Annotated in this window: 10 protein-coding genes; 4 read left to right on the top strand and 6 right to left on the bottom strand. The window is 55.6% G+C overall.

Annotated elements, in window-relative coordinates:
* Nucleotides 1-9 precede the first annotated feature (9 nt).
* Nucleotides 10-1,110: a LysR family transcriptional regulator gene (locus SH573x_RS07125; protein WP_479353688.1), complete on the bottom strand. Its 1,101-nt coding sequence runs from the start codon at nt 1,108-1,110 to the stop codon at nt 10-12.
* 533 nt (nt 1,111-1,643) lie between these two features.
* On the opposite strand from SH573x_RS07125, the gene SH573x_RS07120 reads away from it, so the two are divergent.
* Both SH573x_RS07120 and SH573x_RS07115 read left to right on the top strand, forming a co-directional pair.
* Nucleotides 1,644-2,729 (top strand): NHL repeat-containing protein, encoded by a 1,086-nt coding sequence (locus SH573x_RS07120; protein ID WP_479353686.1) that lies wholly within the window; start codon nt 1,644-1,646, stop codon nt 2,727-2,729.
* Nucleotides 2,730-3,184: 455 nt separating this feature from the next.
* Nucleotides 3,185-4,183 carry an IS110 family RNA-guided transposase gene (locus SH573x_RS07115; protein ID WP_479348882.1) on the top strand — a complete coding sequence of 333 codons (999 nt, stop codon included), beginning with the start codon at nt 3,185-3,187 and terminating at the stop codon, nt 4,181-4,183.
* A 488-nt stretch (nt 4,184-4,671) separates the two neighbouring features.
* On the opposite strand, the gene SH573x_RS07110 is transcribed toward SH573x_RS07115, so the two are convergent.
* From SH573x_RS07110 to SH573x_RS07095, 4 genes are read right to left on the bottom strand one after another with little or no spacing between them, the layout of a single operon-like run.
* Nucleotides 4,672-6,423 carry a prenyltransferase/squalene oxidase repeat-containing protein gene (locus SH573x_RS07110; protein WP_479353684.1) on the bottom strand — a complete coding sequence of 584 codons (1,752 nt, stop codon included), beginning with the start codon at nt 6,421-6,423 and terminating at the stop codon, nt 4,672-4,674.
* On the bottom strand, nt 6,420-6,830 hold the full coding sequence (locus SH573x_RS07105; protein WP_479353682.1) for an ExbD/TolR family protein: 411 nt from the start codon (nt 6,828-6,830) through the stop codon (nt 6,420-6,422). The genes SH573x_RS07110 and SH573x_RS07105 overlap by 4 nt, the downstream gene beginning before the upstream one ends.
* Before the next feature lie 44 nt (nt 6,831-6,874).
* Nucleotides 6,875-7,801, bottom strand: coding sequence for a MotA/TolQ/ExbB proton channel family protein (locus SH573x_RS07100; RefSeq protein WP_479353680.1), 927 nt, complete (start codon nt 7,799-7,801; stop codon nt 6,875-6,877).
* Between the two features lie 42 nt (nt 7,802-7,843).
* Nucleotides 7,844-9,421: a tetratricopeptide repeat protein gene (locus SH573x_RS07095; protein ID WP_479353678.1), complete on the bottom strand. Its 1,578-nt coding sequence runs from the start codon at nt 9,419-9,421 to the stop codon at nt 7,844-7,846.
* Nucleotides 9,422-9,592: 171 nt separating this feature from the next.
* Here SH573x_RS07095 and epmA point away from each other — a divergent pair, with 171 nt between their 5' ends.
* Both epmA and SH573x_RS07085 read left to right on the top strand, forming a co-directional pair.
* Entirely contained in the window at nt 9,593-10,591 is a 999-nt protein-coding gene (gene epmA, locus SH573x_RS07090) for an EF-P lysine aminoacylase EpmA (protein WP_479353676.1), read from the top strand.
* Between the two features lie 745 nt (nt 10,592-11,336).
* Nucleotides 11,337-11,579 (top strand): carbon storage regulator, encoded by a 243-nt coding sequence (locus SH573x_RS07085; protein ID WP_479353674.1) that lies wholly within the window; start codon nt 11,337-11,339, stop codon nt 11,577-11,579.
* 212 nt (nt 11,580-11,791) lie between these two features.
* Here the strand turns inward: SH573x_RS07085 and SH573x_RS07080 are convergent, their stop codons facing one another.
* Complete coding sequence (locus tag SH573x_RS07080; RefSeq protein WP_479353672.1) at nt 11,792-12,835, bottom strand: aminotransferase class V-fold PLP-dependent enzyme; 1,044 nt, start codon at nt 12,833-12,835, stop codon at nt 11,792-11,794.
* Nucleotides 12,836-13,363: the final 528 nt, after the last annotated feature.

Here is a 13,363-nt window from a genome sequence, read left to right as displayed (position 1 = left end):
GAATGAGACCTAGCGTTTCTTGTTAACTCTCGTTGCGCGCCGCGATGAATTCTTGCCGGCGGCGATCGGGACGGGCACCCGCGCGCCTGCGGCACTCGAACTGCCGAAGGATCGCTCCGGCCGAGGGGCCGCAGCGCTGGACGACTCCGCGTCCGTTTGAGTGGCACTGCCATTTGCCACTGCCTGTTCAACTTCAGAGCTTCCCGCAACCGCATCTTCTTGGCCGCAAGGCTCGCGCTGAATTAACAACTCATAGAATGCCCGGGCCGTACGCCCCAGGGCCGTGTCACGCCGCAAGATAATCCCTAGCGGTCGTTGCAAGTCTAACCAGTCACATGTCAACGCGACCAGTGTACCACTTTCTAACTCCTCGGCTATGGTCGGACGAGGAAGAAATGCGACGGCGTTATGCAAATCCAAAGCATGCTTGAGCGTATCGACATTGTCGAACTCGGCGGTGATGGGCATCGTGATCCCAATGGTTCGCAAATATCGATCGATCTCGTGGCGAATGCGCAAGTTGGAGGCAAACGCAATCAGCGATTCCAATCCCAAATCTTCTGGCGTCACACGCTCGCGTTTGGCCAGCGCATGTCCAGATGGTGCTGCCAGCACCATCGGTTCATCTAACCAGTGCGTAGCTGAAATTGTCTTGGATTGCTGCGGATAACTGACTAGTCCAAAATCGACCGAACCTTGCTCCACCGCGCGATAGACTTCGTCGGGATGACAAAACTGAAAACGAAATTCCGCTTTGGGAAAGCGCGCCTTGAGCTTCTTCTGCAAGGCGGGCATGTAGCTGAGGCCAATCGAATAAATGGCTGCCACGGTAACGCGGCCGCTAATTTCTTGACCCAGCGAGCGCACCTCTTCGGTCAAATTGTCGAACTGTCGAACCAGTTTACAGCAACCCGAATAGAAGACTTCGCCTTCATCGGTGACGACAAACGGACGCTTGGAGCGATCGAGCAACTGAACTTGCAAGAAGTCCTCCAGCTGCTGCACCGCCTGGCTAGCACCGCTCTGCGTCATGCCGTTGTCCTCCGCAGCTTTCGAAAAGCTGTTTCGGGCGACAACGTCACAAAAGACTTTTAAATTTCGAATATGCATCACATCCGCCTGTCATGTGCCCAAAGGTAGTGCTGTAGGTGGCCTGTCTGTGGCATAGGCTTCCAGCCTGTCTTGTGGCATAGGCTTCCAGCCTGTGTGGTAGCCGCATTCACGCGTTACCCACTGCTACACAGGCTGGAAGCCTATGCCACACCCACTGGCCACAACTATTAACAAAACTAATACAGCACTTTCCGCTATCAAAAAGGCAGATGCAAGTCTAACGAGCTGACCAGTCATGTCAATGCGACAATATTGGGGAACGGCTAGTATGAATCGATTATTGCTAGCATTCCGGCGAGGGAGGCGCATAGTGCCTAGCTGCCGTCTGGTTGTGCTCGGTTGTTAGCCTTCTGGCACCTGCTCGGCCCTCAACGCGTCGGACGACTCCCCAAAGGTAGTCGCACCGCGCACATCCGCCCCACAAAGCGATTGGCGAGTTATAATCGCGTCGAGCTGACGGCACTTTCCCAACTGCAGCGTTGGCTAACTGATTCCAACTTTCGCAACTAACACTCGATATGGGACTAACTATGAAAAATCGTCGAAGTTTTCTAACCATTAGCGCCGCGGCCACCGCGGCTGCCCTGGTAGCCCCACGCATTGCCACTGCCAGTAAGACCAATGCTGAAGTCGTCATTGGCCAGGGGGACTACAAGTATCGAGTTCATCACAATTGGGCGCAGTTGCCTGACAAGTTCACATGGCAGACCACGCACAATGTCGCGGTGGACAAAGCCCGCAATCTGTACGTGATTCACGAGGGACGCGCCGATCAGACCGATCACCCATCGATCTTCGTTTTTGATTCCAGCGGCAAGTATGTACGTTCGTTTGGCTCGCAATTTCAAGGCGGCGGTCATGGCATCGAAGTGCACGCTGAGGGCAACGAAGAGTTTCTATACGTTTGTGCTTATCAGAACATCAAATCGTTCGCCAAGCTGACGCTCACCGGCGAGACCGTGTGGCAGCAATATGCTCCGATGGAAAGCGGCAAGTACGCTGAAAACGAAGACACGGTCGCTCGTGAACACAAGGTCGACATGAAGAAAGCATGGGGCAAAGATCGGTTCTTGCCCACCAACTTTGCGTTCTTAGACGATGGCGGATTTTTGCTGGTGGACGGTTACGGCGCGAACTTGATTCACTTTTACGATGCCGCTGGCAAGTGGCAAAAGTGTTTCGGTGGCGTGGGTGAAGGGCAGGGCACTTTCAGCACGGCTCATGGCCTGTGGATCGATCGTCGCGGCAGCGAACCGACGATCGTGGTCACCGACCGCGCGCACCATACTCTGCAACGCTTTAAGATGGACGGCACTTACATCGATACGATCTCTGGTTTTGGATTGCCCGCCAACATCGATATTCTCGGCGACGTCATGCTCGTGCCTGAACTGCACGCGCGCATCTCGCTCTTAGGTAAAGACAATCAGGTTCTGGCTCACTTGGGCGATGACGTGGAACGCTTGAAAGCTACCGAAAACTTGCGCGGTAAACCTGAACTATGGCAAGACGGCAAGTTTGTTCATCCACACGACGCCTGCTTTGACCCAGCCGGCAATATCTACATCGCCGAATGGGTCGCCACCGGCCGCATTACTAAACTTGAAAAAGTGTGAGAGTCACCTCTGTCACCTCTCCCAAGCTTAGCTTGGGGGAGGTCGGAGCCAGCGTTTAGCTAGGCTCCGGGAGGGGGCCGCATGCCGAAGGAGAGGAGTGCGAAGGGCAATATGCCCCTCCCGAATCGTGCTGCTACTCCGAGACAACTTGTGTGTGTGTGGCGCATTCCGCTGCAAAACACTTCGCTTCGGTAACGAGCCCCCTCCCGCAGACTTCGGCTGAACGCCTCGTCTGCGACCTAGTATATAGCGGCCAACTAAGATGTTCATGTTCGACGTCGTTGCAACGGTGTCGGACTCAGCTACCCAGACAGTTTATCGACCCCGAACGAATGTACACATTTGTAGCTCGTGGGGGAGCGAAGTCGGGCAGCTGATTGTTTTCTATCCGAACGGTCGCTGAGTGCTCTTCGCCAAGTGCGAGGAAGCCTGAATTTACTAGGTAGGAGTTTACAATGACAACATATGATCGCGTGATCGGCATTGATGTAGCTTCCAAGAAGCTAGACATTTCCGATTCCCAGGGCAAGCTGCCTTCAACGATTAGCAACACGGTCTCGTCCATTGGCAAGTTGATCGAGCGCATCCAAGAGCCTGAAAAGACACTTGTGGTTTGCGAGAGCAGCGGTGGTTATGAGAATATCATGGTTGACCTGCTACACGAGGCGAAGGTCAACGTGGCGGTGGTCAACCCGCGCAAGACTCACTACTACGCCAAGGCACACGGGTATCTAGAAAAGACGGATACCATTGATGCCAAAGTAATTCGGCATTTTGGTGAGCAGGTCAAAGTCCATTTGACCAAGCCGCTTACCGAGCGAGAGAAGAAGCTTCGGTCGCTTACGCGTCGTCGAGTACAGGTCATGACGATGATCAACCAAGAGAAGAATCGCTTGCGTTTTGAGGATGAGACGGTCAAGCAATTCGTTGAAGAGAGCTTGAAAATGCTGAAAAACCAGCTAAAAGCTCTGAACGAGCAGCTCAAGGAGCAAGCCAAGGAGATGAGCAAAGAGACACCTAACGTAAGGATCATCTCCAGCGCGCCAGGCGTGGGTCTCATCACGACAGTCACTCTGTGTGCTGAACTTCCTGAACTTGGAAAAATCTCTCGTACGGAAATTTCCAAGCTTGTTGGTGTAGCTCCGATGGCCAACCAAACCGGTCAGAGCGATGGCAAGAGACGCATTCGCGGAGGTCGATCAACGGTGCGTCGTACACTATACATGGCGGCCTTAGTGGCAACCAAAAAGAATCCAGTGGTCGAGAAATTCTATTCGAGGTTATTAAGCCGAGGAAAACCGAAGAAGCTGGCGTTGATCGCGAGCATGCGAAAGCTGCTCCTGATCCTTCACGAGATGGTACGTACGCAAACGATGTGGGACCCCGAGAAGAAGGCACGTGACCAAGCTGTCGCCAGCCTGGCCACGGGCGCTACGTGCTCGGCGGGTCATTGACTCACCGGCGACTAAGTTATCCCTTACAAAGTTGCGTCCCCGCAGAGCTTTGCTATGTTTCACTTAGCACAGTTCATAGTAATGCTGCGCCTGTAGGAAATCAAACATTGAGTTACCGGCGCCATGCCTTGAAAAATCCCGGGGGTTTGGGGGCTGGCCCCCAAGATGCCCAAGCGAAGGGAAGAAATTTAAGATTCTTCCTTGACTACCAACTAGACGGTCGCTCCCCCAGCTGCGCCGGGGGAGGTGACTGTCACCTCTCCCAAGCTTTGTTGGGGGAGGTCGGAGCCGGCGTTTAGCCAGGCTCCGGGAGGGGGCCGATTGCCGAAGGAGACGAGCCCGCAGCGCGAGCGTTAGATTTCCTACTCGTACTCCTACTCGTACTCGAAATGGCGGCGAGTAGGAGTAGGAGTAGGAGTAGGAGTAGGAGTAGGAGTAGGAGTAGGAGTAGGAGTAGGAGTAGGAGTAGGAGTAGGAGTAGGAGTAGCCTACCGATAGAGCGGTAAGTAACGATAGTAAACTTCCAGGCACATGCAGGACATGGCGGTCGAGTACACGCGGCCGCCGTAGCCGCCCCAGAGTTTATCGGGGTCCCAACTACCGGCTTGTTCGGCGTAAGCTGGCTGTTGCGTACTGACCAACTGTGTCTTCATGGCCACATTCCATCTTCGCCAGCTTTCATCCTGCAACTGAAACAAAGCCATAGTCGCGTAGTACCAGTAGTACACATTCTCTTCGCTGGTGCCGGGCAAGTTGTTCATCAGATAATCGCGACCTTCCATCATGGACGCGGCTGTGCCACGATGATTCAGCAGCATGCGGCAGGCAAGTGCTTCAGCTGTCATCGTGGGCGAGGGTGCTCCTTCGCGAGGTCGGTAACGGGCCAGTCCACCGGCATTGCCTGTGGCACAACTGTCCAAGAACGCCAACATTCGTCGGCGATCATCGGGCTGGATCGCGATGCCTGAGCGCTCGGCACTGCGGAGCGCCATGGCTTGCCAACCAAACTGACTCAAGTCGCCCGGATGACCGGGCAGATAACGCCAACCACCACTGCGTGCATCTTGGGCATTCCACGTATATTCCACTGCATCACGCAACGGTTGAGCAATCATGGGATCACGTGTCATGGCATAAGCTTCGGCCAAGGCCAACATGGCGATGCCATGGCAGTACATGCGAGCATAGGTCGCCGAAGCATCGCGACCAATCTGTCCCGATAGATCACCTGATGGCATCTGGGCGCGAATCAAATATACCAGCCCGCGCTCGACTGTTTCTTGATGATCACCGTCGCGATGAGTATGTCCGCCGGACAGAAAGGCTAAGAGCGCCAGTCCCGTTACTCCCGTATCGGCGCGGTCGCCTGTGCCACCGCGATTTTCACCCAGGGCATACGTTTCTGTACCACCGCCATGTTGCCTGGCGATCCAGCCGCCGCTGGGGCTCTGATTGCGAGCCAACCAGCCGAGCGCCGCGTTGACGGCCGCTTCTGTATCTTGATCGGCGCCGAACGGGCGCGCGAGTTCTAATCGATCGGACGCTAGTCGCAATTGATATTCAGCGGGTACTTGATCCAGGTTGGTTGGGCGTGACTTGGCGCTGACCGTTTGCAACGTCGGCGGTCCGGGCTGAGTTGCTTCCAGAGGCGGAGGCAATATGGGTGTCGCTGGTTCAGCAGCGGCGGTCGGTGTGCTGCTGGGCAAATCGTCGGGTAACGGCGGCAGCTCGGGCAACGGTTCGGGTTCAAAGCTGCTCAGCAAATCGTTGGCCGTAAGCGGTGCGATCGCCGCCGGAGCGTCTTCCATGACATCGGGCATTTCCAGAGTGCTTGTGTCGAGCGGCTTCTCCCAAGTCGTCAGTGGACGGGCCATGGCCGCTTCGTCGGCCGCGTTTTCGCTATCGCTGGGCAACTCTAACGAGGCAGTCGGTCCGGCTGGTTCTAGCCGAGTAGCATCGAGCGATACTGCCATCGAATCCATCGCCCCATTAGGATCGCCTTGAGGCAGGACGACACGCGAGCCACTGGCGTACAGCAGCAGCCACAAGTGCGCTACGATGCTGACCACGACGCACTTGGTCAACGGTTTGGCTCTGCCCCATCGAGTGCGCGAAGCGATGAGCAGGGCAATGGCCAGCAGAGCGAACAGAATCCCTAGCACGATCGCCAGCGTGCGACCGCTCATCAGATACGCCCAAGCGTACTGCAGATTCTCGCTCAAGCGAGCCCAGAGGTTCATCGTGTCAGACCCACACGCATCTCCACGGCGCCGGCTGCCATGCGAACGGTCTCCATGGTGGAATGGAGCGTTCCCCAACTGGCATCGCGAGCGCCGTTAATGCCCACGACCAGCCCTGGAAACTGGGCGCGTTTGGTGCGAATCAGATTGGCCAGCTCATTCACTGCAAGTGGACGATTATCGACTAACAAACTTCCATCGCGCGCAACCGTCACGTCTAACTTGTCAGGCATCGGCAACATCGACTGCGGACTAGCGCTGTTGGTCAGCTTGACATCGATTTGCTGGCCGGTCTGTGCGAAGTTGGTCGCGACCATGAAGAAGATCAGCAGCAAGAACACGACATCGATCATCGAGGTCAAATTCAATCCGGGTAGTTCTTCGTGTTGAGTTGTTTTGAGAGCCATGGAAGGTTCGATCTACCCGAATGGTTTCACTGTCTCGATATGCGTTAGGCTGCGCGTCGCGAACGTCGCGAACGACCAGCTTCTTGCAAGCCTTCGGCGCAAATCAGTTCGATCACGCGTTGAACCTGGGTATCCATTTCGATAATCAACTTGTCAACGCGTCCGACGAAATAGGCATATGCGCCGTAAGCCGGAATCGCCACGAATAGTCCGGCGGCAGTCGTTAGCAGGGCTTGGCCAATACCGCCTGCTAATAGTTCAGGTCGTCCCATCGAACCACTTTGAGCAATCGAGTTGAAGGCTTCGATCATACCCAGGACGGTACCTAGCAGGCCTAGCAGTGGTGTGACGTTGCTGATGGCGTTGAACAGTCGCAAGTAGGCGCGTAGTGAGTTGCAGACTCGGTCGCCGGCATCGACTACTGCTTGTTCCACTTCTACTGCTGGCCGACCGTAGCGTTTCAAAGCTGCGAGAAACAACTCGGCGGTTGGACTGCCATTCTCTTCGCACAGTGCGATGGCTTCTTCGCGGTCGAGTTGTTGCTGTTCGAGTTGTTCGATCACGCCGCGCACGAATGAACGCGGGATCACCCGCGCGCGGCGCAGGAACAGGAGTCGTTCGAATACAAAGACCATCAAGCCAAAGGAGCAGCCGATGATTGGAATCATCATCACGCCGCCTTCACGAATCGCACCGAAGAGGCTGGTCATTGGAATTTTGCCCGCGGTGGGTGCCGCTGTCTCGGATGCTGCGATCGCATTGGTCGCGGAGTTTGTGCCTGGGGCGTTGAATTGATTGCCGTTGCCTGGCGGGGCATTGGACATTGGCTGCGGCATGTTGAAGCCGCTGGGTTGCATCGGAGGCTGTGCATTGAGCCGAACTTGACCAACCCAGAGCACGCCCAACACGCCCAAACTGACCATGAGCCGGGCGGGCAGTTTCCATTGTCGTTGAGGTGACCGAGCTAACATGATGAACCCTAATAGTGGCAAGGCGCGTCGCGTCGAGCGACCCTATTTCAAAGTTGGTTGAACCGTGGATGCTTCCTTCAGTGGCAGTGCATCGGACGACTCCGTGGCACTGGAATTCAGTTGAACCGACTCCGGCGCACCTAGTTCTTGTAATTGCACGAGGGCTTCGACTCGCAATACCGAGCGAGGAAACTGGCGTGCGAGCCGGCGATAGTCGGCGATGGCTTTATCTATCTGGCCAGTGCGCTGGTAACACTTGCCGCGTTGCATCAAGGATGATTCCATCCAAGCCGAGGGTTGATTGGTATCGATCACTTGCGAGTACTGTTCGATGGCTGGAGGATAATCTTGCGAAAGCAAGTACGATTCGCCCAGCAACCAGTGGGCGCGCGGCACCGCCGTGATATCGCTGGCCGGTGGAGTTTGCAGGATCGAGTTCAAGATCGTGCGCGCTTGATCAAACTCGATGCGTGCCAGCGCATTGCGAGCCAACAGCAGATCGAATTCGTGCAATGATTCAAACTTGGCATACTTGGCTTTGGCGGCGATGGCTAACTGATCAGCCGTTTGTCGATCTTTCTTGAGCATGGCCAGCTCGACTGCCCGCAGCGCGACCGCTGCGCCTTGGCGAGCATCGTCGCCGGTCATTGGAGCGAGTATGTCGATGGACTCTTGGGCAATGATCAGTTTGCCTAGGGCAATGGCTGCGTCCAAGCGAACGATGTGAACTGCCGCTTGTTCGTTGGTCGCCAGTTCGCTGACTTTGATGGCGGTGATAACATCCAATGCGGCTTGAGGATCATTCTGGCCGAGAGCACATTGTGCTCGCAGCACTTGATAGCGCCACAACCAGTTTGGGCTGAGGAGCTTCTCGTCGACTTGATCAAGTTGCGATTGGGCCAGTGCGAATTGCTTGTCTTTGACCGCTGCCGCTGCCGCTCGTAGCGCGACGGCTTGAGCTTCTTCTTGTTTCTGTTTGGCTTGCGTTACCAAGGCATCGAGCTGATTGAGTGCCTTTAGTTCGGCTTCGGTCACCTTGGTACGGTCTGGATAAATTGCTTTCTGAGCCTGGCACAGCTCGCTAAGTTGCGTGTATTGGCCATTCATCAGGTAGGCTCGACCGAGCAGCGCCTGGGCGCGCAGCAGGGCGGCTGGTTCGAGGGTGCGGGCTTGCGTTGATTTGGATAATTCGGGCAACCAATGATCCAACACCGCAATGGCATCGGTCCACTTGCTGGTCGCCAAATGGCATTCGGCCAGGCGAATAGCGGCCAACGGTGCCAGTTCGCTGGTGGGATGGGAGTCGATCAGCTGCTGCAATTCGATCGTCGCTTGATCGAGGTTTTTAGCCAACAGCGCGCTGGCCGCTCGGCTGTAGAGTTCGCGATCGGTCAAGTTGTGGTTGGCTTGATCGGGGACTTGATCAGCTACAGGCGGCTCATCCGCGGCGACTTGGGACCGAGAGCCTGGCCACAGGCCTAAAGCCACGGTGATCACCCATAGAGTCGCACCCAGACGCGTCGCTCGGGAACGCGTCGCTCGGGAACAGAGCAGCGGCTGGGCGGCTGCTGGACAGTCCGGGTTGAATCGAAGATCGATAGTAGAACTTTGAGTATGCATCCCTTGCCCGTTTTGCCATCATCCTGTATTGCTAGCATGCTTCGTGCAGAGTGACCGAAGCGTCCAGTAGTATTCTTTCGACGCCGTGGGCATGAACAGTTTCGACAAGTTGCAGACGCTCGCAGAAAAGCTTGTACTAAGCTGGGCTGGGGCAAGACAAGAGAGTTTCTGATGAATGACGAGGATTGGCGACCGCTGGCAAGCGTGCAAGCATTGGAGCGGCGGGGAGAGATTGTCTGGTCCATTCGGAAGTTCTTTCACGAGGCAGGCTATGTGGAGGTGCAGACTCCCACGATCAGTGCCGACACGGTCGTCGATCGCTACATCGACCCGGTTGTTTTGCCTGGTGCAGCCTTGGGCTGCTCGCAGGCTTCGGCTGGGCGGTATTATCTGCAAACGTCACCTGAGTTCTGTATGAAGCGGCTAGTGGCGGCTGGTATGACCGCCATCTATCAACTTGGCCCTGCCTACCGCGCCGGAGAGCGGGGGACACACCACAATCCCGAGTTTACGATGCTCGAGTGGTACCGGGTCGGTGAGCCCTTAGAGCAAGCATTGCAGTTTCTCGCCGACTTGGTCGACCACGTGCTGGCCAGTGCTAGCATGACTGCTGCGAAGACTGAGATAGCGACCTATCAAAGCGTGTTTCAAACGGGGACAGGCCAAGATCCGCTAACGTGCCGCGACGATGCTTTGCCAGCAATTGCGGAAGCGCAGGGTTTACAGTTGGGCAGCTCATGGGAGGGGCAGTCTCGCGATGATTGGTTGAATTTGATTTTTGCCGAGTGCATACAACCGAACTTGGGATGGGACAGACCAATGTTGGTGACGCACTATCCGGCCACCCAAGCTGCTCTGGCTGCGGTCAGTTTGGGCGATCCGCGCACAGCCGAACGTTACGAGCTGTTTGTGCGGGGCGTAGAAATCGCCAACGGTTATCACGAGTTGCTGGATGCCGATGAATTGGCTCGGCGAAGTTCTCAAGTATTGGCCGAGCGACGCAGCGACGGCAAAGAAGATCTGCCACTGGACAATCGATTGCTAGCAGCCATGCGGACTGGACTACCGGATTCGTGTGGCTGCGCACTGGGAGTTGACCGCTTAGTGATGATAGCTCTAGGGCTCAACGCTATTGATGAAGTAATATCGTTCCCGATCGAGCGCGCGTGATTGGTCTGTCCCCAGTCGTGGCTTTGTAGAGCGGCTGTCCCCAGCCGCTCCGCACCCGCTAAGCACGCATCTGCAAACCGCTGGTCTGTCCACTCCTACTCCTACTCGTACTCCTACTCCTACTCGTACTCCTACTCCTACTCCTACTCCTACTCCTACTCCTACTCGTACTCGAAACCATTTCGAGTACGAGTACGAGTACGATAGGACGGGCGACCATCCCCAGCCGCTCTATAGGATAGCTGGCGATTATGCTAGCAATGCATCTCAACATCTGGCCTGCGAGCGATCGTTCATTTTGACCCTTGACACGTCCCTACAATAAAGGGTGCGGGAAAACGATCGTGGACTGCGATTGTTTGCCTGAATAAAAATATTTGCTGTCTGCGTGACCATTGGTGTCCGAAACGGGCCGTAAATATAAGCAGACAAGCAACGTACTGTTGGGCTACCAATCGAACAGCATTGCTTGTGATGGTCATCCAAGAGGTTGAACTGTATTAGTTTGAGACGCGTAGTCTCACAGTGAGACCATGGATGATCAGAGGGCAGAACAAAACAAGAAAAAGTCCCAAGACTTAAGGGTCCGCAAGCTCGAGTTTGACTGAAATGGCAAACCTTGACGAGCTCGGAACGCAACTTGCAACAGTTTGGGCAAACTTGAACTTTTCTGCCAAATTTGGTGTCCCTGTTTGCGAATAGTTCACAGTCTCTAGATCCAATCTTCATGGAGGAGTAAGCAGCCATGTTAGTACTAAGCCGCAAAGAAGGTGAAAAGCTGGTTATTGGCGAGAACATCACCGTGGTGGTTTCGCGAGTTTCGGGCAACCGCGTAACTTTGGGAATTGAGGCACCTGCCGACGTTCGCATAATTCGCGGTGAGTTGAAGACTCACGAGAAAGATGTCCACAAGGTGGTGCCCATGCGTCGGGCCGCTACCGTGACGATCGATGTGGAAAGCTTGGCTCTTGATAAACAGGCCATGTAAGGTGGTCTGTTTCGAATGCAAGCATCGCCCAAACCAAACCCGTTGTCGCGGCCTAGCTCGCGACTCACAAGCTGCAGTGTGGATAAAATCAACCCTGCACCGCCAATAATGAATAACGATTCCCCCACAGTCAGGCTGATTCGCGACCGAGCAATCTGGTTAGAGCGTTATCAGCCATGTGGGGGACGTAAATGGGGCAGTGGCATTGTCTCCTAGCCTGTGCGCTCGGAAATCGCCCCAGGCTGGAAGCCTATGCCACTGCCTAACGCAAGCTGATGGTGAAGGGTACATGTCCGCTGCGCTACCGACGCCGTGTGGATGAGCGAACCGACTACTCGGCAACGGCGTGTCGATCGTCGGTGGAAACCATCGAAACCTTTACCTAGCTTGATCGGCACGTCGCCGACTTGGTCGAGTATCGCTTGATCATCTTTAAAGATCCAACCCGCTTGATAAAAAGCTGTGGTTGCGATTGTGTCTGCCCATGGCGCTATTGATCCGGGGAATCTTCGCGACATCTCCGCTAGCATTGAGAAAAAGAACTCTCTTGTTCGAGCCGTAATGCGATCCAGAAATGGTAATTGCGCCAGCACAACTGCGGCTTGAAGTTCGCTCATTTGAAATGCGCCGCTGCCCACACCGGCAGCAAGTCTCGCATGCTGAGCCAGGCAATCGTCATTGGTTGCCCAAGCTCCACCTCGACCGGCTGAAATTGTTTTACTGCCGCCAAAACTGATGAATGTCGCGTCACTAGCCTGTCCCAGTTTCGTTCCGCCAATGCTAGCACCAAGCGCCTGACAGGCGTCTTGGATGAGCCATACTCCCTTTGAGCGGCACCAGCGTTGAAGTCTCTCCATTTCTTGCAGTTGCCCATGCAAATGGGAAGCGATGAGTACGCGACACTGGGGAGTGTAGGTCGCTTCGAGACTGTCCCAATCCAATCGCCAACTGTTTGGGGACACATCGACCAAGGCTGGCAGGGCGCCCACGCGTTCAATGGCAGCGAAGTTGCCAGGATAATCGTAGCCGGCCAGCAGTACTTCCTCGCCACTGCGCAAGCGGCAGGCCCGCAGCAGCATTTCCAGTGCAGCGGTACCGCTGCAGGCTAGTTCCACGTGCTGTGTCCCCAGCAGTTCACACAGAGCGTCGACCAGCGTCTGCTGCTGAACACCTGTATAGGTCCGCCATCCAACGTTTGGGGACAGTCCTATCAGTGCCTGGCGAACGGCGGAGTTGATTTCATCGATCATGATCATCGTGGCCAATCGAATAGTGCAGCATGCAGACTTAACAGATTCTATCCAGGTTTGAAGTTGCATGCATTGCAGGAGACGAATGGCTGGGGACAGACCCCGGGCGGATTCTTTCGCACGGGGACAGACACCTGGCTGATTTGCCTGCATTGCGTTACGGCGGCTTGCGCGGGCTCTGTCCCCAGGCTTGATCGGGGACAGACAGGACAGACACACTCCTACCAAATCACCAAACCAGAAAGCGTCGGCTTAACCCGGGACATACACATTCCAACCAAAGCTCCAAACCAGAAAGCGCCTGCGGTGCTGGGGGGTGGGTGCCGCGGGATCTGTCCCTTTTCGCGCGCCGGGTCTGTCTCTTTTCGCGCGCCGGGTCTGTCCCGCTTCGCGCGCCGGCGCCGAGAGCTAACATTGGCGGAGGGGCCGGGGACAGACCCTACTGCAAGGCCGTAGCCGATCTCGCCGGAGATTGGATGAATTAAAGCTGACGCCTCCAAAGTCTGGCGACTTCGGCTACCGGAATTGATATTT

The sequence above is a fragment of the Rania fehmarnensis genome (genome assembly GCF_056494185.1).
Note: the sequence above shows the minus strand (reverse complement) of the source record. Positions and strands in the feature narration are given on the sequence as shown.